Raw genomic sequence first — 22,291 nt, 5'->3', positions numbered from 1 at the left:
ATTAAAAGTCATGAAAAATTTCGTTTACATTCTTGCGATTTTGTGCACCATTATAGCCTGCTCAACTGCCAAAACAAATGCAATTGAGCCGGTAAAAAATAATGGGGTAGCATTAAACGATACGGTACGAATTGCCAATGACTCTTTAGAATACGAAGTTATCATTATCGACAACGGTTTTAGCACCTGGCTGGCTTCCCGAGCTTTTCCAAGAAATTATCACTCTCAAAGCTATCTGGAGTCGAAAAATATTTTATACGTAAACGAATGGAATAATCGTGTTTTGCAGCCGCAACGTTACAGTCCGAATTTATATGAAATGAATATCAATTATAACCCTGCAATCAATTATGGGTACGAGGTAAATTACCTCATTTATAATTATATGATTTATTTTCAAAATACTTACAAACAAAAACTTTGGGGTTATGTTCCTTCCAGATAATGTTGTTATATTTGTAATCATTACAAATAAAAATGAATAAATTAAAGCAACGCTGGGGAATCTCCTCAAACTTCCAACTCATTATTATATTTATTGTTTTTGCCATCACCGGATCGGCATCGGCTTATTTATCCAAGCCTTTTTGTATTTGGCTGGGAATCAGCAAAGAAGATTTTGGGGGATGGTTTACCTTAATCAGACTGATTATTATCTTCCCTATTTACCAGGTTATATTAGTGGCAATAGGAACCCTGTTCGGACAGTTTCGTTTCTTTTGGAACTTTGAAAAAAAAATGCTCAAAAGTATGGGGCTTGGATTTCTGTTTAAAGATTAATTAGTTTTATTCCTTTCTCTGGATGTAATAGGTGTAAATCCACGTTAGAGTAAACGACGGAATTACATCTGTAAAAGGCAGAATTTCTTCTACAAAAGTCAAAATACCCGCTACTCTCCCTACTCTTCCCTTGTACATATAAGTCATTAAAAAGCCGGCCAGCGGTGCCCAGACAACATCGGCAAATTCCCCAACAAGCGGAATTGTAAAAGTCAACATTCCCATTGCATCAAAAAGCAGACCCAACAACAGCTTTTTCGTTTTTTCGTCTTTCACCATTATTTCTTCTTTCATATTCCTAAATTTAGTACTATTTTATTTAAAAACCAACTGGTTACAAATCAGACTTTTTACATTTATAAAATTGTCCTCAACCTAACAATCAAATATTGTTCCTAAAATTCTGTTAGAACAGCTTACGATTTCAACAGAATCTTTGTTTCTTTGTAAAAACAGTTTCATAAATGATACACGCAAAAAATATACATAAATTCTACGATCAGCTTGAAGTTTTAAAAGGAGTCGATTTGCATATTAAAAAAGGAGAAATTGTTTCAATCGTTGGAGCTTCCGGAGCCGGAAAAACAACATTACTGCAAATTTTAGGAACATTAGACAAACCATCAAAATCACAAACTGAAACTTCATTAATTATAAACGGAGAGAATATACTGGGTTTCAATGATAAAGCATTATCAAAATTCAGAAATTTAAATTTGGGATTTATTTTTCAGTTTCACCAGTTATTACCGGAATTTACAGCCTTGGAAAATGTTTGCATTCCTGCTTATTTAGCCAATAAACCTAAAGCTGAAACCGAAAAAGAAGCTAAAAGGTTATTAGAATATCTTGGTTTGTCGCACAGAATAAATCATAAACCAAGCGAACTTTCGGGCGGGGAACAACAACGTGTCGCTGTTGCCAGAGCCCTGATTAATAAACCTGACGTAATTTTTGCCGATGAACCTTCCGGAAACCTGGATACCCATTCTGCCGAAAATCTGCATCAGTTATTTTTTCAGCTTCGTGATGAATTCGGTCAGACTTTCGTGATCGTGACCCACAACGAAGAATTAGCCAATATGGCCGACAGAAAATTAATCATGGTCGATGGCCAAATTAGTAATTAGGAGCTATTTCCTGCTGTCCGCTCTATCTTTTCCTTGCTAAAAAGCAAGAAAAAGGATGCCGCTCCCATCAGGGCTAGGACACCCGAATAACAAGAACTTTCATTTTAAGCATGAACCAAAAAGAACTCAAAGAATTTCTGGACGAAAAAGTCATTCAATACAACAATCAGGATTTTATTGAAAGTGATCCGGTACAGATTCCGCATTTGTTTACCCAAAAAGAAGACATCGAAATTGCCGGTTTCCTGAGTGCTACAATTGCCTGGGGAAATCGTAAAATGATTATTAAAAATTCGCATACCATGATGGAATTAATGGGCAATACGCCCTACGATTTCGTTATGTCCCATTCTGATGAAGATTTGGCAAGACTGGAGAATTTTGTTCACAGAACCTTTAACGGAAATGATTTTGCCGGTTTTATAAAAGGATTGCAGCACATTTATAAAAACCACAATGGCCTTGAAGCCGTCTTTGCCAAAAATCAGGAAAATGACAGCCTGCAAAAAAGCATTCATGAATTTAAAAAGATCTTTTTTGAAACAGATCACCTTGCGCGGACTCAAAAACACATTTCGGATCCCTTAAACAATTCCGCTGCCAAAAGAATCAACATGTACCTGCGCTGGATGGTACGTCAGGATACAAAAGGAGTCGATTTAGGAATCTGGAAAACGATCTCACCAGCTGCCTTATCCTGCCCTTTAGATGTACATTCCGGCAATGTTGCCCGAAAGCTGGGTATCCTGACCCGAAAACAAAACGATGGAAAAGCTTTAGCTGAATTAGACCAAAAACTAAGGAAAATGGACGCTCAAGACCCTGTAAAATACGATTTTGCCCTTTTTGGCCTTGGTGTTTTTGAAGGATTCTGATATTGATAATCAAGCAATTAAACACCTAAATTTCTCGAATCATCTGGTAATCTAACAATCAAACCGTTATTTTAACGTACATTTGCACAAAATTTAATGTAAATGAGCACTTTCGAAAAATTCAATCTTCCAAAATCACTACAAAAAGCAATCGACGAATTGGGTTTTGTTACACCAACTCCAATTCAGGAAAAATCCTTTGCTGTGATTATGTCAGGTCGCGATATGATGGGAATTGCACAAACCGGTACCGGTAAAACATTTGCCTATTTACTGCCTCTTTTAAAATTATACAAATTTACCCCAACCAATACCCCAAAAATTGTAATTCTGGTTCCTACCCGTGAATTAGTGGTTCAGGTTGTAGAAGAAGTAGAGAAATTAACCAAATACATGTCGGTTAAAACACTTGGTATTTTTGGTGGTGTAAATATCAATACACAGAAAAAAGCCGTTTACGAAGGAGTTGATATCCTGGTTGGAACCCCTGGTCGTACTATGGATTTGGCTTTGGATGCGGTAATTCGTTTTGATGAAACTCAGAAATTAGTAATTGATGAGTTCGATGAAATGCTGAATTTAGGTTTCCGTACGCAATTGACAGCATTGTTGGCGATGATGAAAACCAAACGTCAAAACATTTTATTCTCCGCAACCATGACAGATGAAGTAGATGCTGTTCTGAATGACTTTTTTGATTTTCCGGAAGAAGTCACACTTGCTGCTTCAGGAACTCCACTTGAAAAAATTACACAGATTACCTATAATGTTCCGAACTTTAATACCAAAGTAAACTTACTGAAACATTTATTGGAAACCAATGAAAGCATGGAACGTGTTTTGGTTTTTGTGAATAATAAAAAGATTTCAGACATGCTTCACACACGTATCGAAGAAGATTTCGAAGGTCAGTTTGGAGTAATTCACTCCAATAAATCTCAAAATTACCGTTTGAGTACGATGGCTGAATTTCAGGAAGGAAATCTTCGCGGACTGATTACCACAGACATTATGGCGAGAGGTTTGGATATTTCTAATATTTCGCATGTTATTAACTTTGAGCTTCCGGAATTCCCTGAATTATATATGCACCGAATTGGCCGTACTGGTCGTGCCGATGCTACAGGAACTGCAATCAGTTTTATCACGCCACGTGAAGAAGAATTTAAGGTAGAAGTTGAAGTTTTAATGAATCAGGAACTGGCAATAGCCGATTTTCCTGAAGAAGTCGAAATTTCATCTAAACTGATTGAGCCTGAAAAAGACCGCCAGCCTATTAAGTTTTTAATGAAAAAACAAAAACTCAACGGAGATGGTGCTTTCCATGAAAAAGACAAAAAGAACAAAAAAGTGAATCTTGGAGGTCCATCAAAAACCAAAAAGAAAACTCATGGTTCTGTTAACAGAAATATGTTGAAAACGAGAGATAAGAAGAGAAAAGATAAGAATAAATAGTTTTTTTCTAAAAGATTCAAAGGCTCAAAGGTGCAGAGGTTCAAAGTTTTTTTAACTTATCCTTCTTCACCTTTGAGCCTTTATTTTTTAACCTTTGAACCTTTGTCCCTCTGTACCTTTGAGCCTTAACAACTTATATTTTCGTAAAAACCAGTCCAACCGGCGAACAAAGTTCTATTTTTTTACCAGTATCGGTCAGCTTTCCGGTAGTTTTGTCTCTTTTAAAAATTATGATATCATTCGTATACTGATGTGCTACTAAAAGGTAATTTCCTGTTGGATCCATTGCGAAATCTCTTGGGCCTTTCCCTAAAGTACTTAATTGTTCTACCAGTTCTAATCCTCCGTTTTTAAGAATTTTATAAACCGAAATAGCATTAACATCTACGCGGTCTGATACGTATAAAAATTTTCCGTCAGGCGAAATTTTTATAGCCGCTGCTCCGGTTCCTCCCTTAAAATCTTTTGGAAGAATACTGCTTTCTCCAACAAGTTTTAAACTTCCGTTTTTATCATACGAAAAAGTAGTCAGTGTTCCGTCTAATTCCTGAATCAGATACACAAATTTGCCATCTTTACTGAAAGTTAAATGTCTTGGGCCACTTCCTGCTTTTACAGCAACGCTTTCTTTTAAAGTAAGGATTTCATTTTTAGAATTTGGATTGTATTTATAAATAAAAACCTTGTCTAAACCCAAATCGTTAGATAAAACAAACTTTTTATCAGGAGAAAAACAAACCATATGCACATGCGCTTTTTCCTGACGTCCCGCGTTGATTCCTTTCCCTTCATGCTGAATTAACTGCTGTACTTCGGTAATACTCCCGTTCGGTTTTTTCTTAAAGACAGCGATATTTCCACCTGAATAATTGGCAATTATCACGTTTTTATCATCATTAATTAAATGACACGGATCTGCTCCTAAAGCATCATTTTTATTTAAAAAAGTTAATTTTCCTTTTGCTGCACTATATCCGAAAGCGCTTACTGTACTCTGGGTTCCGTTCTCGTTTACGGCATAAACAAATTTATTATCTGCTGAAACAGACAAATAACTTGGACTTAAAACATTTTCTGAGTTATTTTTCAATTTAAATTCACCTGTAGCTGCATTGAATTCGTACACATAAATCCCCTTACTCTCACAAGTGTTCGTATAAGTTCCCACCAATAAATTGAATTTATTCTGAGCCTGGAAAGTAGTAAAAACTAAAGTTGAAAAAAGAAACATATATAATCTTTTCATATTTTTTGATTTGTTTTTTGAATTAGCTAAAATACTCAATATTCTCTTTTGGAAGTCCATTTTTTATTACAAATGAATTTACAAAAGTTACATTTTTCAAATACCTGCACTTAAACCATATAAGTAGTTGAAGAGATTATAAGTAAATGTTTATTTGTTGTTTGTTCAAAAATTATATGAACTTACATTACTTATACGGTTTAAGCAACATATAACTTAGGGTTTAACCAATATTACGTATTTGGTTTAACTAAAAATTTGTATTTTTGACCAGTATCTTCACGAAAAAACAAACGTAGTGAAGTAAATCAAAGCCAGAATGCATTTTAAACACCCCGAAATTCTATACTTTCTGTTTTTATTGATTGTTCCTATTTTGGTTCATTTGTTTCAATTACGACGTTTTAAAACCTCCTATTTTACGAACGTTCGTTTCTTAAAAGAACTTTCCATTAAAACCCGTAAAAGTTCTAAAATCAAAAAAAGACTATTGCTGGCCACCCGTTTGCTCTTATTGGCTTTCGCTATTTTTGCCTTCGCACAGCCTTTTTTCGAAGCCAAAGACAGTAAAAATGTATCGAACGAAATGTATATTATTCTGGACAATTCCTTTAGTATGCAGGCAAAAGGAAAAAAGGGTGAATTACTAAAACGAGCCGTTCAGGAATTACTGGAAAACACCCCGGAAACTGCTAATTTTTCACTGCTTACCAATACCGAAAACTATTGGAATACCGATATTAAATCTTCCAAAAGTGCTTTACAAAATCTAAAATACAGCGCAACTCCGTTTGAGCTTTCGGCTATAATAGCAAAAATAAAAGCGCATAAATCTGCTCATAAAAAAGACATTGTAGTCATTACTGATGCTGTTGGCCTTACTGAAAAAGATATAAAAAATATTGATCCTGAAGAAAAACCTTATTTTATAATTCCGGAAGCGGAACAAAAAAATAATGTCGCGATTGACAGCGTTTTTGTCAATCAGACCCTGGATCATTTTTATGAAATCAGTGTGAATTTATCGGCTTACGGAGAAGATTTCAAACCAATTTCGATGGCACTTTACAATCAGAACAAACTGATTGCCAAAACCATCATCAATTTTGATAACCGGAAAAAGAAAATCAATTTTACAATTCCGAAAGAAGCTTTTCATGGTTATGTAACGATTGAAGATAATGGCTTGAGTTACGATAACAAGCTTTATTTCAGTATTTCGAAAACGAAGAAAACAAACGTCATTAGTATTGGAGATCCGGAAAAAAGTAACTTTTTGTCGAGAATTTACACGCAATCTGAGTTCAATTACAACAACTACTCGCTCAGCAGTCTGGATTATAATAGTTTAGAAAAACAAAATACTATTATTCTGAATGAACTGGAAGAAGTGCCTCAGGCTTTGCAGACCACTTTAAAAGCATTTGTATCAAAAGGCGGGAATTTAGTAATCATACCTTCTGAAAAAAGTTCGATTAGCAACCTGAATACTTTTCTGGGTAATTTTGGAAGAATTCAATTTAAAAACCTTCAGAATACCAGTAAATTAATTACCAAAATCAACTTTGATCACCCTTTGTTTGCTGGTGTTTTTGAAAATAAAATCACGAATTTTCAATATCCTAAAACCGCTAAGTCATTTGACATTTCGAGTCCGTATCCGGCAGTTTTATCTTATGAAGACCAAAGCGTATTCCTTACAATGGTTCAAAATGCGGTTTCGGGAGTTTCTGTTTTCTCAGCACCTCTTAATGCTGTGAATTCAAACTTTCAGCAATCGCCTTTAATTGTTCCTCTCTTTTACAAAATGGGGCAGAACAACCAAAAAACGGGAGTTAATGCATTGACTATTGGTAATAATCAGCCGTATTTCGTGGATGTTTTATTGACGAAGGATGCTATTTTAGAGATAAAAGGAAATGACGATTCTTTTATTCCGATTCAGCAAATATTGAATAATAAAGTAAAATTAATATTTAACGACTTTCCTGAAACAGCCGGAAATTATAGTGCTTTTGATAAAAAAAACTGGGTAGAAAACCTGAGTTTCAATTACAAACGAAGCGAAAGTGATTTAAGCCAGGCCAATACAAGTTTGGTTTCGGATTTTAAAACTGCCGATACCCTTTCGACTATTTTTAACACCCTGCAAACTGAACGAACTGACAGCCAAATTTGGAAATGGTTTGTTATCTTTGCACTGTTATTTTTAGCATTAGAAATGGCAATTATCAAATTTGTAAAGTAAAGTTTCGTTTTCTTTTAAAGGCTTTTTACTTTTTACAAAAATCATTTTACGGTTTCAGTACAAAATAAATTTATCTACATATGAAAATAATCATCAGAAGCGCCAGAATTATCGACTCAAAAAGTTCTTTTCACAACCAGACCGTTGATCTTTTAATTGCAGATGGTATTATAGAAAAAATAGGACCTTCAATTCTTGATATTGACGATACAACCGAAGTAAAATTCGTTAATCTACATCTCTCACAAGGCTGGTTTGACAGCAGTGTTTCTTTTGGAGAACCAGGTTACGAAGACAGGGAAACCATCGCAAACGGATTGAAAGTTGCAGCCAAAAGTGGTTTTACCGGAATTGCGCTTCAGCCCAACTCCTTCCCTGTTATCGACAATCAATCGCAGATTAATTTTGTAAAAAGCAAAGCAAATGGTTTTGCAACAGAACTTTTCCCAATCGGAGCTTTAACCAAATCCAGTGAAGGAAAGGATATGGCAGAATTATTTGATATGAAAAAATCGGGTGCTGTCGCTTTTGGAGATTATAACAAAAGCCTTGACAATGCCAATCTTCTGAAAATCGCCCTGCAATATGTGCAGGATTTCGATGGTTTGATCATTTCCTATTCGCAAGATACCAACATTAAAGGAAATGGTGTCGTAAACGAGGGAATTGTTTCTACGCGATTAGGTTTAAAAGGAATTCCAAATTTAGCGGAAGAATTACAGATTTCCAGAAACTTGTTTTTATTGGAATATACAGGAGGAAAACTTCATATACCAACCATTTCTACCGCAAAATCGGCTGCCATGATTAAGGAAGCTAAAGCGAAAGGCCTCAACGTAACCTGCAGTGTGGCTGTTCACCATTTGGTTTTAAACGATGAAAAATTAGAAGGTTTTGACACACGCTACAAAGTAACACCGCCATTGCGAAATGAAACGGACAGGATTGCCCTTATCAATGCTGTGCTTGACGGAACAATTGATATGATTACTTCCGATCATAATCCGATTGACATTGAGTTCAAGAAAATGGAATTTGATACGGCTAAAAATGGTACCATTGGACTCGAAAGTGCTTTTGGTGCTTTATTGACTGTTTTACCTTTAGAAACTGTAATCGAAAAACTAACTTCAGGAAAAGCGGTTTTCGGAATACAAGACAATGCAATTACGGAAGGTGCTAAAGCTAATTTTACACTTTTTACCACAGAAGGAAAATCAACTTTTACAAAAGAAAATATTCTTTCCAAATCCAAAAATTCTGCGTTCTTAGGAACAGAAATTCAAGGTGCTGTTTATGGAATTTTAAATCAAAATCAACTTGTTATCACAAAATAATCACATGAATAATTCGATCGAAGAGGGAAAAACTGCTGCAATTACCAGCTACATTTTAATTGTAGGTGTACTTATTGCCATGTCTATGAACTCTGAAAACAAAAATAGTTTCGCTTCCTTTCATATTCGCCAGGCTTTGGGATTATCGCTGGCTTTCATTTCATTTGGAGCTATCATCAGCAATTTTGACAGCTTTTTCATTACTTTCCCGATGTGGATTTGTATCTCCGTTTTATGGAGCTATGGAATATTTAGTGCTATACAGGGGCATACAAAACCGATTCCTTTAGTGGGAGAGCTTTTTCAGAAATGGTTCAAAAGTATTGGTTAGAATAAATTCCAATCCCGAAGCGTTGGGATAAATTCCAAATTCCAAACCTGAAAAACGTTGTCAAGGCGATTTTTTGGTTTTGGCAAAGGGAAAATTTCCAACTCATAACTCATAACTCATAACTCATAACTCATAACTCATAACTCATAACCCAAAACTCACAACTTTTACAAGAAATGAATCTATCTTTAGAATATAAAATACAAGAACCAAAAGTTATCTTAGACAAGAATCCAGTTTTGCTTTTATTACACGGATATGGCAGCAATGAAGCTGATTTGTTTTCATTTGCTTCTGAACTTCCGGACAATTATTACATCATTTCGGCAAGAGCACCTTATGATTTGCAATATGGAGCCTATGCCTGGTACGCCATCAATTTTGACGCAGATCAGAATAAGTTTTCAGATAACGAACAAGCCAAAACTTCAAGAGATACGATCGCTTCTTTTATAGATGAATTGACTGCAAATTATCCAATTGACACCAATGATGTGACTTTAATTGGATTTAGCCAAGGTTCTATTTTAAGTTATTCTGTTGCGCTTTCTTATCCTGAAAAAGTACAACGAGTTGTAGCAATGAGTGGTTATTTTAACGAAGAAATCATAAAAGAAGGTTTTGAGAAAAACGACTTTAAAAACCTAAAAATATTCGCTTCACACGGAACTGTAGATCAGGTTATTCCGATTGAATGGGCAAGAAGAACTCCAGCAATCTTAGAGAAATTAAACATTCCGGTTACGTATAAAGAATACCCGGTTGGTCACGGAGTTGCACCGCAGAATTTCTTTGATTTTAAGAACTGGCTGTCTTTGTAGTATTCAGTTTTCAGTCGCAGTTTTTAGTTTAAATACTCAGACTGAAAACTGCGACTGAAAACTACAAACTTTACTGTCCTGTATAAATAATCTTATCTCCTTTTTTAAGGACATATCCTTTCCAGGGAATCAATTGCAAATCGCTATTAACCCAGGAATCCCCTTCTGATTTTCTTTCTAAAATAATCGCTTCTTTTTGTGTATCCAGAAAAAGTTCGGCTTTATCTCCTTCAAAAATTACATAGGCAACTGTAGAATATGTTTTTCCGTCTTCTGCATGATTCAGCTTTGTTCCGATTTCAAACAATCGTACACATTCGTTCTTAACAACTGACCAGGTATAGCCGGCAGAACCTTTGCATCCATGCGCATCAGCATCACCTCCAGCCACTTCTGGCTTAGTTTCTTCTTTTACAGTATCTTTTTGTAAGGCTTCGGTTTTTGTAACAGTAGTCGTTTCCTGATGGACTTTTTTAGTACACGAAAAAGAAAGTCCAATAATAATTGAAAATAAAAGTAGTTTTTTCATCCTTCTTATAAGTTAGACTGCTGTCAAAAGCAGGATTTTTTTCTTATTTCTGATACAACAAAGACTGGTTTACTTCAAAAGTAATGCTTTCATCATCAGCAACAAAATATTTCAACAACACTTCCCCCCAATATTCGCCATTGCTGTAATCTGCAATAATCCATCTGTGATTCAGTATTTTAACTTTATTGATGATAAATTTTTTACCCTCAATTTTGTCCTGTCCTGTATAAGGATTTCCGTTTGGACTGGAATTGTAATCCAGTAATTTTTCGGTTACCACCGGAATCAGTTTTTCGTAAAGAATAACTTTGCCTCCGGAGGCACTGTTATCAAAATAGTTCTGCGCATTTTCGTTATTTTCCAAAGAAAAATAATTCGATTCTGTCAGTTTTGTTGTCACCAGATTGATACTGTCTCTTAGCTTTTTCGTTGTTTTATCATATCTTTCCTGCCCAAATTTTACTTCACGGCTGTAAAACATGTACGTAAAAACATTCATTAATATCGCAAGGATAAAAAGGTAAAGCATTAAGGATTTTTTCATTTTTGGAATATAATTAAATTGTAATTTCTAAATTATCGTAAGCCAGAAAGACATTTTCAGGAAGTTGCTGCTGCACTTCTTCGTGAAAACCCAATACATGGCTGATGTGTGTTAAATAAGCAACTTCGGGTTTTACCAAGTTGATAAAATCAAGGGCTTCCTGCAGGTTGAAGTGTGTGTCATGAGGCTCTACACGTAAAGCATTCACCACCAAAACTTTCAGGTTTTTAAGCTTTTTAATTTCGGTTTCGTGAATGGTTTTCACGTCTGTGAGATAAGCAAAATCATCTATTCGATATCCAAAAACCTGCAAATCACCATGCATAACATTTACCGGAATTGCCATTTTATCACCAACAGCAAAAGGTGCATCGTTTTTGACTTCGATTGTTTTTACGCTTGGGGCTCCGGGATATTTGTTTACGGTCTCGAAAACATAGTCAAAACGACGTCTGAGATTGTCTATTACCCGCTGATGGGCATAAACAGGAATTTCACCCTGTCTGAAATTAAACGGGCGAATATCGTCTAAACCTGCCGTATGATCTGCATGTTCGTGTGTAAATAAAATAGCATCCAGCTTACGGCATCCGCAGGAAAGCATTTGCTGCCTGAAATCAGGACCGCAATCTATTACATACGAATGTGTGTCCCACGTGATCCAGATGGAGACGCGAAGCCTTTTGTCCTTAGCATCAGTGCTATTACAAACGGGATGATCGACCCCAATAATTGGGATGCCCTGAGAAGTACCGGTACCTAAAAAATAGATCTTCAATTGAACTTAATTTTTTTACAAAAATAGGATTATTTCTCTTTCATTAGAAGCCTAATTTGCTAACTTTGTAACAAATCTATTTAAAATAAAATGGGTACAGAAATAAAACTCAAAGGTGACAAGGTCATCGAACAGATTCCTTCTATAAAAGACAAAGCGTTACGCATTAATTTAAACGAGAATATTTACGGAACATTTGCTGAAATCGGTGCTGGACAAGAAACGGTCAGGCATTTTTTCAGGTCCGGAGGTTCATCGGGAACTATTGCAAAAGCAATGTCTGCCTATGACAAAGATTTTAGTGACGCCGTTTACGGAATTGAAGGTGACGGAAGGTACGTAACCGAAAACCGACTCAAAAAAATGTTAACCTTTGAAGGTGAACTTATCGAAGAGCGTCTGAGCCGTGAAAAACACCCCAACAAGCTTTTCTTTAGTTACGCCAATACCGTTGCAACTATTGACTTTGCCAAACAATTTAAAGGTCACGGCTGGGTTGGAATACGATACCAGATAGAACCGGACGAAGCTTACAACGAAATTATTCTGCACATTCGTTTTAAAGAAACTGACGCAAGACTACAACAGGAAACACTTGGGATTTTAGGTGTAAACTTAATTTACGGTGCTTTTTACAAATACAACGATCCAAAACGATTACTTCGTTATTTATACGATCACTTAGATAAAGACCAGCTTGAAATTGACACTATTAACTTCTCAGGACCCCGTTTTGCAGATGTTGACAATCGTCTGATGAGTTTGCAACTGGTTAAAAACGGAATGACAGATGCCGTAATGTTTAATCCTGAAGGGAAAAATATTTTACCGGCTGCCATTTTATACAAAAAGAACCTTTTGGCCTTTAGGGGAAGTTTTCGTCCGGTTACGAATGTAAACCTTGACATGTACGAGAAATCATTGAAAATGTTTCTGGAAGAAAATAAGGTTGAAAAAGAGAATACATTGGTTGTTTTTGAAATTACACTTTCGAATTTACGTTCTGATGGTGAAATTGATGAACGCGATTTCATGGACAGGGCAGAATTACTTTGTTCGTTAGGACAAACCGTTATGATTTCTAATTTCCAGGAATATTATAAAGTAGTGGAATATTTTGCTAACTATACCAAAGCCCGAATGGGATTGGCGATGGGAGTAAATAACTTAATTGATATTTTTGACGAGAAATATTACCGTCACCTGAGTGGTGGAATCCTGGAAGCTTTTGGAAAATTATTCTACCGCGATATGAAAGTATTTTTATATCCGATGTTGGGTGAAAATGGAGAAATTATTACTTCTGAAAACCTGAAAGTTCATCCTAGAATGAAAGAATTGTATAAATTCTTCAAATTCAACGGAAAGGTAGTGGACATAAAAGATTACAATACGGATATATTGAACGTATTCTCACGCGAAGTTTTAAAAATGATCAGTCAGGGGAAATCGGGCTGGGAACCTATGCTGCCTTCCGGAGTTGCCGAAATTATAAAGGAACATCATTTATTTGGTTATCATCCTGAAACTGAATTGGAGCAAAATATATAACGATTATTTGTTCAGAACAAAAAAAGTCCAAAAGAGAAATAATTTCTTTTTTGGACTTTTTTTGTTTTCAGTCTCGGTCACAGTTTTTCGCAATTTTGTCATTTCGAGGAACGAGAAATCACAAACTGAACGCTAACTTTTTTTTTTTGCAAACAAACGGCTACTTCAAAATTTGCGATGCGTGTTCTTTTGTTTTTACATTTTCAATTACTTCTTCTATAATTCCGTTTTCATCAATTACGAAAGTGGTTCTGTGGATTCCGTCGTATTCTTTTCCCATGAATTTTTTAGGTCCCCAAACACCAAAAGCATTGATTACTGATTTATCTTCGTCGGCAATTAACGGAAAAGGGAATTCATATTTATCTTTGAATTTTCCCTGTGCTTTCTGACTATCGGCACTTACCCCTAAAAGCTCGTAGTTATTGGCTTTAAAACGTTCGAAATTGTCTCTTAAATCACAGGCTTCAGCTGTGCAGCCTGGTGTGCTTGCTTTTGGGTAAAAGAAAACTACCAGTTTTTTTCCGGCATAATCCGCCAATTTATGGATGTTTCCGTCCTGGTCTGTTCCTGAAAATTGCGGGGCTTGATCTCCTTTTTTTAATGTTGTCATTTTTTTTATTTTAGATTGTTGATTTTAGATTTTTAAACCGAATAATAAAGGGGAAAGAGTAAAGATTGTTGAATTGGATTTACATTTGAAACTCATCACTCACAACTTATAACTCATAACTCATAACTCATAACTCCTTACTTTTAACTTATAATTCATTATTTTTACGGGATTAAAAATACGGAAATGAATAAAGAAGCTCGCGTACAATTTGTTATAAATACGTTAAAAGAACTCTACCCTACTATACCTGTTCCTCTTGATCACAAAGATCCTTATACTTTACTGATTGCTGTTTTATTATCGGCACAATGCACAGATGTCCGTGTGAATCAAATTACACCTATACTTTTTGCAAAGGCTGATAATCCTTATGATATGATAAAAATGTCTGTGGAAGAAATTAAGGAAATTATTCGCCCTTGCGGATTATCCCCGATGAAGTCGAAAGGAATTTATGGCTTATCGCATATTCTTATTGATAAACATGACGGAAAAGTACCGCAGAGTTTTGAGGCACTTGAAGAATTACCTGCCGTTGGCCATAAAACAGCAAGTGTGGTCATGTCCCAGGCTTTTGGAGTTCCTGCTTTTCCGGTTGATACACACATTCACCGATTGATGTACAGATGGAATCTTTCGAATGGAAAGAATGTGGTACAGACAGAAAAAGATGCCAAAAGGTTATTCCCACGCGAATTATGGAATGATTTACATCTGCAAATTATCTGGTACGGCCGTGAGTACTCCCCTGCCCGTGGCTGGAGTTTAGAAAAAGATATTATTACGAGAACGATTGGAAAGAAATCTATTATCGATGAAATGAGTAAGGTGAAGTAATTTCAGGCGTTATCAAAAGTGAATTACGGAAAGGTTTACGTTAGGCTTAATTTTATAAAATGTAAAATGCAAAGGTTTAAATAGTGGATTTTATAAATCATAAAACCTAGCTATTCAAACCTTTGCACCTTTGTAACTTTGCACCTTTGTACCTTTGTACCTTTATTTTTAACCTCAGCAACCTACATTCCGGCTTTTAAAGAATTGTATTCCGCAGTCATATCAAGTGATCTGTAAACTCCCAAAAGTGTTTTTGCAACAGATTCATTCTTAGGTTCAATAAGAAGTGCTTTTTTAAGATAAGGAATGGCACTTCTGGCAATATCATCTTTTTTAGCATTTAGTTTATCGTATTGCTGCATTTCTTTTGGACTGGTTCCTAAAGCGGAAATTTCTTCTGTTAAAGCCTTTTTTAATTCTAATTTTAAATAAGCCAGATTAACGTACGCATCAACACAATTTGGATCGATCTCCAAAATACTGTTATAAGTTGTTTCTGCTTTGGCAAAATCTTTTTTCTCCAGATAAGAATAAGCGAGATTTTTATTTACCTCTATCTTTTTCGAAGGAACAGATTCTGTTCTTGGTTTCTCATAAAGACCGGCATCAATAGCTGATTGTCTTGCTTTTGGCGAAATAAAAGTATCTTCTTCTTTTGTCTTTTTATTCGTAGCGTAATAAACAATTCCTTTTCCTGAAAAATTGATTTTCTTTAACTGCTCGTAATATTTAATTGCCGAATCATAATCTTCTGCATTTACAGAAGCTGCCGCTGCATTATACAAATTCAGGGTGTCTTTTTTATCAAACAAATACACCTTAAAACTCTTTTCTGCACTTTCTTTGAACTTACCTGCCTTAAAATCATTCATTGCGCCATTTACGAGATTGGATTTCATTTGTTTTAATGCTGCACCGGCTTTTACACTGTATTTATATTTTCCGGATTCATTTTCATATAACATCACATCCTGATAAGCTTGTGAGGCTAAGGTAAAGTTATTGGCTGCATCTATATCTTTGGTAGCTAAATCCTTTAATACATTTCCTTTCAAAAAATAAAAATCAGATTTGTCTTCATCAGGAGCATTAAGGATCATGTATTCTGTTTTATTCAAAATCGTTATTGCAGCCTGTGAATTACCTTTTTCAAAAATAGATTGCGCTTCTTTAATTTGTGCATTTTGGGCATACACGCTAACATTTATCAATACAATTGATAGTATTAAATATTTCATTTTCATTTGAACTTAGGTTTGATGGTTAAATAAAGTTTTGGTTTTTATTTCCTGAGCAATTTTGGCAGAATGTGCCCGGCTTAAAAGTGGTTATGACTATTTTTAAAAAATATTTTTCATCTCCGGACAAAACAGGATTGTTGTCTGGTTTCTTTTAAGCAAAATTGCATGCACTCTTAATTTCCACTTATGGATTTAAAAGTTTATCAAACTGAACAAATTAATTAGTGTAGTTTTTTATCATATTAAACATTTTAGGGGTTAAAGATTCTTTCATTACTTTTAAAGCATACTTATAAAAAATACATGATTTTAACAATATTTAAACTATAAATACCTTTTTATTAATTATTTGTTACAAACAATTTATTTTTATCTAAAATAAAATTAAAAACTGAATAGACAAATAAAATACAAACAATTTTTTAACCAAAATATAACGTTTCGTGTAAAATAAATAATAACCTACAATTATACAGAATAAAAAATGTTATTTACTACAAAATACCCCTAATACAACGACTTCTACAGTTTAAGACAGTAATTGAAAGTCTTATAATTCTTATATAATTAAACGCAGAAAGGGTTCTGAATTTGATTTAAACAAAAAAAACTCACTATCTGTATTTGCATACAAATAGTGAGCTTTCAACCAAAACGACCATTTGGTTTTTCTTTCGAAATAAACATCCGACCAAGGCAGCGGGCTGTTTAATTAGCTATAATATCAAAACTTTTATCTTTAATCTTCACAACTGTCAACGCTTGTGAGTAATTTAATAAAAAAGAAACGACTTCTTTTTTTGGTTTTAAGTTTTTAAAAGCTAATGCTTTTTTAGAGTAAATTTTCGCCATACCATGAAAGTGTTTTATAATAGTATAACGGGCTAATACTCAAAATAGTATTAGTTGGTTAAAATAATTTGATGTTTATCAATAATTTTTCTCAAATTCATTAAGGCATAACGCATTCTTCCTAATGCGGTATTGATACTTACGCCCGTAAGTTCCGATATTTCCTTGAAGCTCATATCCTGATACATACGCATTACCAAAACCTCTTTTTGATCCTCAGGAAGCTCTTCAATTATTTTTTTAAGATCCACTTCGACCTGATCAAAAATCATCTTATTTTCAATGGTTAAAGAATCATCTGACATCACAGAGAAGATAGAAAACTCTTCTGTTTCTCTGTACATGGGCATTTTTTTGTTTTTACGGAAATGATCTACGATTAGATTATGGGAAATACGCATGACCCAAGGCAGGAATTTACCTTCTTCGTTATATGAATTGCTTTTAAGGGTTTTGATTACCTTGATAAAAGTATCCTGAAAAATGTCGTTTGAAATATCTCTATCAGCAATCTTTGAATATATAAATCCATATATCTTAGACTCATGTCTTTTTATTAATGTCGCTAAAGCATTCTCGTTGCCTTCAACATAATTTTTCACCAATAGAGCGTCTGGAATATGCAGATCAGCCATAATACTACTTTTTTAGTTTCTGTTTAAAATTTGGAGTAATTTTTTCTAAAAAGTAATTTTATATAATAGGCGGATCTTTTTTTGGTTTTGTTAATAATCTGTTCAAATTTAACAAATAATTATTTTAAAAAGCAAATACAAACAACAAATAATTAATAATAAAATGGTAATTAATCTTAATTAAAATTAATAAATCCTGTCAAAGTCTTTAAAATTACCAAATAACAGTAAGGTTTTAACATTTAAAAAAAGAAGACAAACTTACCTAAATCACTTAATTTAAACCAGTTACATCTTCTTTTTTTAATACTATTTATAGTATTTTAATGATTATTCGTAGACGCGAACATAGTCCACATAATATTTTTGTGGCAATACAGTATCGTCTACGTCAGGTCCTCCAAAATTTCCGCCGATTGCCAGATTGACAATAATGTAAAATGGTTTATCAAACGGCCAGGTATTTTCGTCCTTAACTTCAGGATTAAATGTATACACTAAAGTAGTATCTACAAAGAATTCTATTTTATCTTTTGACCACTCTATAGCATAGATATGATATCCTTCTTCAATGGCAGGGAATTCTGTTCTTTTGGTATTAATGGTATTGCCATGGCTGTCCTGGGTATGCAGGGTGGTATATACCATATGCGGATCTCTGCCTATATATTCCAAAATATCGATTTCTCCTGTTTTTGGCCACTTCACCTCATCGATATTGGCTCCTAACATCCAGAATGCGGGCCATAAACCATGTCCGATCGGAAGTTTTGCCCTTGCTTCTATTCTTCCATATTGAAATTGCTTTTTACCTTTGGTTGTAATTTTAGTGGAGGTATATTTAGTTCCTTCTTTTCTGGCCTCTATAATTAAATTTCCGTCTTTTATCTGGTGATTCGTTTTGGTATAAATTTGCCTTTCGTTATTTCCGTAACCACATAAATCCGGGCAACCGTCTCCGAGTTCGAAGTTCCAGAAGGATTCGTTTATTTTCTTTTTATTAAAATTTTCTTCCCAGATAAGCTTTCGATTGGCTTTTTGCGCGAAACAAAAGCTGCTGATCAGTATTAATACAACTACTTTTTTCATAGTATCGTTTTAAAATTACTAAAATTAAGAAGGCCAGCCTTACACTGACCTTCTCATTTCATTCTTACTAATTAATTAACAATCTATTGATATACTCTCACGTAATCAATCTCCATAGAAGATTGCGTAAAAGCAGCATCAATATTTCCTCCAAAATTACCGCCCATTGCTACATTCAAAATCAGGAAGAAGTCCTTATTGAATGGCAGGGAAGCATCATTCGCAACGGAATGAATCAATTCGTCATCTACATAAATTTTTACGGCTGCCGGTGACCAGATCGTTTTATAGACATGAAACTCTGTAGAAACGTTTGGAATGGTTTTAGAGCCTGTATTACCATTTCCGCCTGAATGTCCGGGATAATGAAGTGTGCCGTGAATCAGGTTTTGACTGTTTCCTACATGTTCCATAATATCTATTTCACCACAAGACGGCCAGGCATTAGTTGCATAATTGGCACCAAGCATCCAGATCGCCGGCCAGGTTCCTCCACCTGTTGGAAGTTTGGCACGAATCTCTACTTTACCATAAGTAAAATCATATTTACCTTCTGATTTTAATCGGGCTGATGAATAGTTAAACCCGCCTGAAGCTTCTTTTTTAGCTGTGATTTTTAAATTTCCTCCTTGTACAATTACATTGCTGGCAGAATTGGTATAGTTTTGTTTTTCACTGTTTCCCCAGCCGTTATCACCGTTTCCTAAATCATATACCCATTTTGAGGTATCCGGAGCTCCATCTGTATTAAATTCGTCTGACCATACCAGATTGGTATAATCTGCAGTTGGCGGATTCTGGTTAGGTGGAGTTGTTGTAAAAGTATGATACCACGCTAAAGTTGAGTTTCCTCCCATTACTGCTCTTACGGTCATTCTGTTTTCTGTGATCGATAAAATCTCGTAAGAACTTTGTCCTATATAGTATCCCATAAAACCGCCATCAGAGAAATTCAACATAGTTCCTCTGGTTTGCTGTGCATGATTTGGATTTTTCATCACAGCTGATTCTGAAGGACCCAGTAAAACTGTTTTAGCTCCACCTGTATTGTAAGGCAGACAGGCATCAGAACCTGAGCTTCCGCCTCCAACACTTTCGAAAGAAGCGTTAAAGAAGGTAGCCCCGCCGTTATCCAGTTCAAATTTCAATTGCTCGCCCACTAAAGAGAACGTCAATACATTTTCGTACAAACAGCTGCTTGTCGGAGAAGCTGCTTTTTCAAAAGGTGCCGCTTTATAATAATCCGGAATCCAGTTTTTCTCTTCATTACTGTCATTTGGCCCCACACCTAAATGTGCAGCTTCTGACGCGGCCCAATACCATTTTTTAGAAGTTCCTCCTGTTAAAAACTGTACGGCCTGATCATCTCTAAAGTCACTAAAAACTTCAAGTTCTGTAGTTATATTGGTCGTTACACCACCTTTTCCATAAGCAATAACAGTGACTGTATATTTATTTATTCCTGTCTTGTTAAACCTTTTTTCAGTAATTCCGCTTGGCGCATTATCTGTACCACCATCACTGTAAACGTATTTATAGGAAATCACATTATCAGCAGTTGCTTTAAAATTAACCTTTCCTGATCCGTCTCCAAAGGGAGTGTCTGCTGTTTTACCTACTATATCAAAAGTCACCTTAAGATTGGACGGTGCGTCTAATGATCCGAACGTAAAATCATCTTTTTGACAACCCGTCATCAAGAGAATCGCAAATAAGGATACTATCTTTATGATTATTTTTTTGTTCATGATTTCTTGTTTTAATTGGATTGTTTAATATCGTCAAAGTAATAGCTTGTTCCTGTTCCCCCTTGTCCGAAGTCAGGAAATAAAATTACTCTGTCGTATTTGTTAGCTGTACTAAAACCGGGTGCTGTCGTTAAATCATAAGTCAGCACTTGCCACGCATTGGCTACTGTTGTTGTGGCATGTACTTCTATAAAAACAGTTGGATTTCCATTTCCATCTTTTGGAGATGTTGAAACTTCCATTTTATATAAAATATCGGCTCCGACTTTTGGTGACCACACATTTACTTTTACAGTAGTTCCTTTGGTATAATTTAATGTATTTTCAAGATTTAAACTGGCTCCGCCCCAAACTTCTGCTCCTGCTTTCTTATCCAGTTTCACTACTTTATCAGACAAATTTGCTCCTGTTTTAGATGGATTGGTAACAATTGCTGCATCAACATTTCCAAAACCTCCCCAGGCATACGTTAGGGCAGATGATTCAAAATCAAGCGGTAATGCGATTGACTCAGCCGGTTCTTTGTAGAAATAAATATTATCTATAAAAACAGTTCCTGTAGCCCAAGGCGTTCCAACCAGCTTCAATTGATAGATATCAGCTACAGTGAACCCCGTCTGGCTTGTAAAGGCCGAAATAGGAATATCTATACTTGTCCACTGATTGGCAACAAGGTCTTTAGTAACAGGTCTTTCTCCGTTTGCCAGTGTTTTGCTAATTAATGAAGTTTCTATTTTCTGCGTATCAGCAGTCCAGACATCCAGGTGAATAAAATCCATACCCGAGACATCTATAGACGTATTGGCTGCCAGTGCAATTCCCTGGTAACTCAACTTGATATAATTCAACATCTTATCACCATTCAGATCAAACTCGCCCCAGCTGCTGCCCTGACTTGCCTGACCCCAATCCGGGAAATAATCTGTTCCGGCAACATTCGTGTATTTAGAACCATAAATAGAAATCACATCTGCGGCTTGTCTGGTCGGAGGTGTAGGAGCAGATGCCGTTGGATTTAAAATCAAAATGGCTTCAAACTGCGCAGTATATTCGGTAGTCTGAATAGCTGCGCTTTTAGAAACTACTCTAATGGTATAAACTCCTGCATTCTGATAGATATACGAAACAGATTCACCATTGTTTGCCGAAATCGGATCGGGTTTTCCTGCTTCTCCAAAATAAACATCATAGAACAAAGCAAAATCTGCTTTGGCTTTTACGGTTACTTTTTTAGAGATCGCCAAATCATTTGTAATAACGACTACTAAGTTCTCCGGTGCCCTGAAAGAAACCACAACTTCTTTGTCTGCTACAGTTGTTTTTCCGTTAATTCCCATTGCCGTAATTTTCGCATGGTACACTCCTTCGGCATAAGTATGTAAAATACCTTCTCCCGGTGCTGCATAGGCTGACTCTGGACTACCGTCACCAAAATTGATTTTATATTGCGTTGCGCCGGATCCTTTAGGAACAAAAGTTACTTTACCGGTATTGTCCTGCGTTACTGTTGTTAATGCCGAAACATTGGTTGGCGCACTTACTCCGTCTAAATCAATATCACTACCATCATCGTTTGTGCAGCCTATTAGAGTGGCTAAAACGAAAAGACTTATAATAAAATGTATTTTTTTCATAATTCGTATTT

At 35.3% G+C, this 22,291-nt stretch carries 23 protein-coding genes; 11 read left to right on the top strand and 12 right to left on the bottom strand.

Annotated features, from left to right (window positions below):
• Positions 1-10 precede the first annotated feature (10 nt).
• Positions 11-445, top strand: coding sequence for a DUF6146 family protein (locus EV142_RS21190; protein WP_132037840.1), 435 nt, complete (start codon positions 11-13; stop codon positions 443-445).
• A gap of 32 nt (positions 446-477) precedes the next feature.
• Complete coding sequence (locus EV142_RS21185) at positions 478-780, top strand: DUF6787 family protein (RefSeq protein ID WP_132037839.1); 303 nt, start codon at positions 478-480, stop codon at positions 778-780.
• Between the two features lie 6 nt (positions 781-786).
• Here EV142_RS21185 and EV142_RS21180 read toward each other — a convergent pair whose 3' ends face one another.
• Positions 787-1,074, bottom strand: coding sequence for a hypothetical protein (locus EV142_RS21180; protein WP_132037838.1), 288 nt, complete (start codon positions 1,072-1,074; stop codon positions 787-789).
• A gap of 170 nt (positions 1,075-1,244) precedes the next feature.
• Between EV142_RS21180 and EV142_RS21175 the strand changes: the two genes are divergently transcribed.
• From EV142_RS21175 to EV142_RS21165, 3 genes are all read left to right on the top strand, one after another.
• The gene (locus EV142_RS21175) at positions 1,245-1,910 is read left to right on the top strand and encodes an ABC transporter ATP-binding protein (protein ID WP_132037837.1); all 666 of its coding nucleotides are present in this window, start codon (positions 1,245-1,247) and stop codon (positions 1,908-1,910) included.
• A gap of 110 nt (positions 1,911-2,020) precedes the next feature.
• On the top strand, positions 2,021-2,785 hold the full coding sequence (locus tag EV142_RS21170; protein ID WP_162304654.1) for a TIGR02757 family protein: 765 nt from the start codon (positions 2,021-2,023) through the stop codon (positions 2,783-2,785).
• A 102-nt stretch (positions 2,786-2,887) separates the two neighbouring features.
• Positions 2,888-4,240 (top strand): DEAD/DEAH box helicase, encoded by a 1,353-nt coding sequence (locus EV142_RS21165; RefSeq protein ID WP_132037835.1) that lies wholly within the window; start codon positions 2,888-2,890, stop codon positions 4,238-4,240.
• Positions 4,241-4,373: 133 nt separating this feature from the next.
• Here the strand turns inward: EV142_RS21165 and EV142_RS21160 are convergent, their stop codons facing one another.
• A complete protein-coding gene (locus EV142_RS21160) occupies positions 4,374-5,486 on the bottom strand; it encodes a lactonase family protein (RefSeq protein ID WP_132037834.1) in 1,113 nt (370 codons plus the stop codon).
• A gap of 319 nt (positions 5,487-5,805) precedes the next feature.
• Here EV142_RS21160 and EV142_RS21155 point away from each other — a divergent pair, with 319 nt between their 5' ends.
• From EV142_RS21155 to EV142_RS21140, 4 genes are all read left to right on the top strand, one after another.
• On the top strand, positions 5,806-7,734 hold the full coding sequence (locus tag EV142_RS21155; protein ID WP_132037833.1) for a vWA domain-containing protein: 1,929 nt from the start codon (positions 5,806-5,808) through the stop codon (positions 7,732-7,734).
• Positions 7,735-7,814: 80 nt separating this feature from the next.
• A complete protein-coding gene (locus EV142_RS21150; protein WP_132037832.1) occupies positions 7,815-9,071 on the top strand; it encodes a dihydroorotase in 1,257 nt (418 codons plus the stop codon).
• Positions 9,072-9,075: 4 nt separating this feature from the next.
• On the top strand, positions 9,076-9,402 hold the full coding sequence (locus EV142_RS21145; RefSeq protein ID WP_132037831.1) for a hypothetical protein: 327 nt from the start codon (positions 9,076-9,078) through the stop codon (positions 9,400-9,402).
• 176 nt (positions 9,403-9,578) lie between these two features.
• Positions 9,579-10,223: an alpha/beta hydrolase gene (locus EV142_RS21140; RefSeq protein ID WP_132037830.1), complete on the top strand. Its 645-nt coding sequence runs from the start codon at positions 9,579-9,581 to the stop codon at positions 10,221-10,223.
• 70 nt (positions 10,224-10,293) lie between these two features.
• Here EV142_RS21140 and EV142_RS21135 read toward each other — a convergent pair whose 3' ends face one another.
• The 3 genes from EV142_RS21135 to EV142_RS21125 are packed head-to-tail and all read right to left on the bottom strand — an operon-like array spanning position 10,294 to position 12,077.
• Complete coding sequence (locus EV142_RS21135) at positions 10,294-10,752, bottom strand: hypothetical protein (protein WP_132037829.1); 459 nt, start codon at positions 10,750-10,752, stop codon at positions 10,294-10,296.
• Positions 10,753-10,795: 43 nt separating this feature from the next.
• Complete coding sequence (locus EV142_RS21130; protein ID WP_132037828.1) at positions 10,796-11,299, bottom strand: hypothetical protein; 504 nt, start codon at positions 11,297-11,299, stop codon at positions 10,796-10,798.
• A 13-nt stretch (positions 11,300-11,312) separates the two neighbouring features.
• Positions 11,313-12,077 (bottom strand): MBL fold metallo-hydrolase, encoded by a 765-nt coding sequence (locus EV142_RS21125; RefSeq protein ID WP_132037827.1) that lies wholly within the window; start codon positions 12,075-12,077, stop codon positions 11,313-11,315.
• Between the two features lie 90 nt (positions 12,078-12,167).
• Between EV142_RS21125 and EV142_RS21120 the strand changes: the two genes are divergently transcribed.
• Complete coding sequence (locus EV142_RS21120; protein WP_132037826.1) at positions 12,168-13,628, top strand: TonB-dependent receptor; 1,461 nt, start codon at positions 12,168-12,170, stop codon at positions 13,626-13,628.
• Between the two features lie 160 nt (positions 13,629-13,788).
• Here the strand turns inward: EV142_RS21120 and bcp are convergent, their stop codons facing one another.
• Positions 13,789-14,241, bottom strand: a complete 453-nt coding sequence (gene bcp, locus EV142_RS21115) for a thioredoxin-dependent thiol peroxidase (protein ID WP_132037825.1) — start codon at positions 14,239-14,241, stop codon at positions 13,789-13,791.
• 186 nt (positions 14,242-14,427) lie between these two features.
• Between bcp and EV142_RS21110 the strand changes: the two genes are divergently transcribed.
• Positions 14,428-15,081 carry an endonuclease III domain-containing protein gene (locus EV142_RS21110; RefSeq protein ID WP_132037824.1) on the top strand — a complete coding sequence of 218 codons (654 nt, stop codon included), beginning with the start codon at positions 14,428-14,430 and terminating at the stop codon, positions 15,079-15,081.
• A 182-nt stretch (positions 15,082-15,263) separates the two neighbouring features.
• On the opposite strand, the gene EV142_RS21105 is transcribed toward EV142_RS21110, so the two are convergent.
• From EV142_RS21105 to EV142_RS21085, 6 genes are all read right to left on the bottom strand, one after another.
• Positions 15,264-16,325: a tetratricopeptide repeat protein gene (locus tag EV142_RS21105; RefSeq protein WP_132037823.1), complete on the bottom strand. Its 1,062-nt coding sequence runs from the start codon at positions 16,323-16,325 to the stop codon at positions 15,264-15,266.
• Between the two features lie 705 nt (positions 16,326-17,030).
• Positions 17,031-17,174, bottom strand: a complete 144-nt coding sequence (locus EV142_RS24180) for a hypothetical protein (protein ID WP_164502545.1) — start codon at positions 17,172-17,174, stop codon at positions 17,031-17,033.
• A 50-nt stretch (positions 17,175-17,224) separates the two neighbouring features.
• Positions 17,225-17,809 (bottom strand): RNA polymerase sigma factor, encoded by a 585-nt coding sequence (locus tag EV142_RS21100; protein WP_127337092.1) that lies wholly within the window; start codon positions 17,807-17,809, stop codon positions 17,225-17,227.
• Between the two features lie 330 nt (positions 17,810-18,139).
• Positions 18,140-18,898: a glycoside hydrolase family 16 protein gene (locus tag EV142_RS21095; RefSeq protein WP_132037822.1), complete on the bottom strand. Its 759-nt coding sequence runs from the start codon at positions 18,896-18,898 to the stop codon at positions 18,140-18,142.
• A gap of 83 nt (positions 18,899-18,981) precedes the next feature.
• Positions 18,982-20,646, bottom strand: a complete 1,665-nt coding sequence (locus EV142_RS21090) for a glycoside hydrolase family 16 protein (RefSeq protein ID WP_132037821.1) — start codon at positions 20,644-20,646, stop codon at positions 18,982-18,984.
• An 11-nt stretch (positions 20,647-20,657) separates the two neighbouring features.
• Positions 20,658-22,280: a hypothetical protein gene (locus EV142_RS21085; RefSeq protein WP_132037820.1), complete on the bottom strand. Its 1,623-nt coding sequence runs from the start codon at positions 22,278-22,280 to the stop codon at positions 20,658-20,660.
• Positions 22,281-22,291: the final 11 nt, after the last annotated feature.

Origin of the sequence: Flavobacterium circumlabens (assembly GCF_004345565.1) — a bacterium.
GTDB lineage: Bacteria > Bacteroidota > Bacteroidia > Flavobacteriales > Flavobacteriaceae > Flavobacterium > Flavobacterium circumlabens.
Note: the sequence above shows the minus strand (reverse complement) of the source record. Positions and strands in the feature narration are given on the sequence as shown.

What these genes read in the sequence shown, in the direction of transcription:
- EV142_RS21190 (WP_132037840.1), top strand. Translation starts at nt 11, where the DNA reads ATGAAAAATTTCGTTTACATTCTTGCGATTTTGTGCACCATTATAGCC.
- EV142_RS21185 (WP_132037839.1), top strand. Translation starts at nt 478, where the DNA reads ATGAATAAATTAAAGCAACGCTGGGGAATCTCCTCAAACTTCCAACTC.
- EV142_RS21180 (WP_132037838.1), bottom strand. Translation starts at nt 1,074, where the DNA reads ATGAAAGAAGAAATAATGGTGAAAGACGAAAAAACGAAAAAGCTGTTG.
- EV142_RS21175 (WP_132037837.1), top strand. Translation starts at nt 1,245, where the DNA reads ATGATACACGCAAAAAATATACATAAATTCTACGATCAGCTTGAAGTT.
- EV142_RS21170 (WP_162304654.1), top strand. Translation starts at nt 2,021, where the DNA reads ATGAACCAAAAAGAACTCAAAGAATTTCTGGACGAAAAAGTCATTCAA.
- EV142_RS21165 (WP_132037835.1), top strand. Translation starts at nt 2,888, where the DNA reads ATGAGCACTTTCGAAAAATTCAATCTTCCAAAATCACTACAAAAAGCA.
- EV142_RS21160 (WP_132037834.1), bottom strand. Translation starts at nt 5,486, where the DNA reads ATGAAAAGATTATATATGTTTCTTTTTTCAACTTTAGTTTTTACTACT.
- EV142_RS21155 (WP_132037833.1), top strand. Translation starts at nt 5,806, where the DNA reads ATGCATTTTAAACACCCCGAAATTCTATACTTTCTGTTTTTATTGATT.
- EV142_RS21150 (WP_132037832.1), top strand. Translation starts at nt 7,815, where the DNA reads ATGAAAATAATCATCAGAAGCGCCAGAATTATCGACTCAAAAAGTTCT.
- EV142_RS21145 (WP_132037831.1), top strand. Translation starts at nt 9,076, where the DNA reads ATGAATAATTCGATCGAAGAGGGAAAAACTGCTGCAATTACCAGCTAC.
- EV142_RS21140 (WP_132037830.1), top strand. Translation starts at nt 9,579, where the DNA reads ATGAATCTATCTTTAGAATATAAAATACAAGAACCAAAAGTTATCTTA.
- EV142_RS21135 (WP_132037829.1), bottom strand. Translation starts at nt 10,752, where the DNA reads ATGAAAAAACTACTTTTATTTTCAATTATTATTGGACTTTCTTTTTCG.
- EV142_RS21130 (WP_132037828.1), bottom strand. Translation starts at nt 11,299, where the DNA reads ATGAAAAAATCCTTAATGCTTTACCTTTTTATCCTTGCGATATTAATG.
- EV142_RS21120 (WP_132037826.1), top strand. Translation starts at nt 12,168, where the DNA reads ATGGGTACAGAAATAAAACTCAAAGGTGACAAGGTCATCGAACAGATT.
- bcp (WP_132037825.1), bottom strand. Translation starts at nt 14,241, where the DNA reads ATGACAACATTAAAAAAAGGAGATCAAGCCCCGCAATTTTCAGGAACA.
- EV142_RS21110 (WP_132037824.1), top strand. Translation starts at nt 14,428, where the DNA reads ATGAATAAAGAAGCTCGCGTACAATTTGTTATAAATACGTTAAAAGAA.
- EV142_RS21105 (WP_132037823.1), bottom strand. Translation starts at nt 16,325, where the DNA reads ATGAAAATGAAATATTTAATACTATCAATTGTATTGATAAATGTTAGC.
- EV142_RS24180 (WP_164502545.1), bottom strand. Translation starts at nt 17,174, where the DNA reads ATGGCGAAAATTTACTCTAAAAAAGCATTAGCTTTTAAAAACTTAAAA.
- EV142_RS21100 (WP_127337092.1), bottom strand. Translation starts at nt 17,809, where the DNA reads ATGGCTGATCTGCATATTCCAGACGCTCTATTGGTGAAAAATTATGTT.
- EV142_RS21095 (WP_132037822.1), bottom strand. Translation starts at nt 18,898, where the DNA reads ATGAAAAAAGTAGTTGTATTAATACTGATCAGCAGCTTTTGTTTCGCG.
- EV142_RS21090 (WP_132037821.1), bottom strand. Translation starts at nt 20,646, where the DNA reads ATGAACAAAAAAATAATCATAAAGATAGTATCCTTATTTGCGATTCTC.
- EV142_RS21085 (WP_132037820.1), bottom strand. Translation starts at nt 22,280, where the DNA reads ATGAAAAAAATACATTTTATTATAAGTCTTTTCGTTTTAGCCACTCTA.